The sequence below is a fragment of the Streptomyces sp. 13-12-16 genome (genome assembly GCF_002114215.1).
In the GTDB taxonomy this organism is placed as follows: Bacteria; Actinomycetota; Actinomycetes; order Streptomycetales; family Streptomycetaceae; genus Streptomyces.
Genome location: NZ_NCTE01001140.1, coordinates 1 through 1369 on the forward strand (window position 1 = coordinate 1; position 1369 = coordinate 1369).

A 1369-nucleotide genomic window follows, 5' to 3' on the forward strand; every position below is an offset into this window, starting at 1 on the left:
CGCAGCCCGGTCCCCGACGACCCCGACGCCGTCGGCGCCTGCGCCGCGGCCCACGGTCTGCTGCCCGCGGGGCGGGCCCGCTTCCGGGGGCACGGGCAGGGCCGCAGCCCCCGCCGCACCATCCACGACCTGCGACGCGGCTGGTTCGTCACCCTGCCGCCGGGTGAACCTCTCGCCGAGGAGTTCGCCGCCCGGCTGGCCGAGCTCCCCGAGCAGGACCGGCCCCGCCCCGACCCCGTGTTCACCCTCCGGGCGTACCGGAAGCGGGAGGACGGCAACCTGGAGCGCCCCGGCGGCGACTGAGGGACGGAACCCATCCGTCCTCCCAGGAGGTCCGTCCCGTGACCCACCCCCACAGGCACCGCAGACGCCGTGTCGTCCTGCCCGCGGCACTCGCCGCGGCGGCGCTGGCCGGCGCCGGTCTGACCGCGCTGTCGGAGGCGCCCGCCGAGGCCGCCACCGCACGGCAGGTCGAGAAGCTGGACCGAGGCGTCGTCAGCGTCCACACCGGCAGCGGCAACCTGGTCAGCTGGCGCTGGCTCGGCACCGACCCGGACGGTGTCGCCTTCAACGTCTACCGGGCCGGCACCAAGGTCAACTCCAGCCCCGTCACCGGCTCCACCACCTACTTCCACTCCGGCGCGCCCTCGCACGCCGACTACACCGTCCGCGCGGTGGTGAACGGCACCGAGCAGGGCGACTCGGTCCACGCGATCCAGTTCCGCGCCGGCTACAAGGACGTACCGATCAGCGCTCCGTCCGGCGGCACCACCCCCGACGGCGTCTCGTACACCTACGAGGCCAACGACGCCTCCGTCGGCGACCTCGACGGCGACGGCGCCCTCGACATCGTGCTCAAGTGGCAGCCCACCAACGCCAAGGACAACTCCCAGTCCGGCTACACCGGCAACACGATCGTCGACGGCGTCAAGCTGGACGGCACCCGGCTGTGGCGCGTCGACCTGGGCCACAACATCCGCTCCGGCGCCCACTACACGCAGTTCCAGGTGTACGACTACGACGGCGACGGCAAGGCCGAGGTCGCCATGAAGACCGCCGACGGCACGAAGGACGGCACCGGAGCGGTCATCGGCAGCTCCTCCGCCGACCACCGCAACTCCAGCGGGTACATCCTGTCCGGTCCCGAGTACCTGACGATGTTCAACGGGCAGACCGGCAGGGCGATGGGCACCGTCGACTACGTCCCGGCCCGCGGCACGGTCTCCTCCTGGGGCGACTCCTACGGCAACCGGGTCGACCGCTTCCTCGCCGGCACCGCCTACCTGGACGGCGCCCGCCCCTCCCTGATCATGGCCCGCGGCTACTACACGCGCACGGTGATCGCGGCCTGGGACTGGCGGGGCGGCCC

General features: G+C 73.2%; 2 pseudogenes. Both read left to right on the forward strand.

Going from position 1 to position 1369, the window contains the following annotated elements:
• Positions 1–303 (forward strand): annotated as a pseudogene (locus B7767_RS36490) (SAM-dependent methyltransferase); the annotation flags it as partial.
• A gap of 38 nt (positions 304–341) precedes the next feature.
• Positions 342–1369, forward strand: a pseudogene (locus tag B7767_RS36495) (rhamnogalacturonan lyase); the annotation flags it as partial.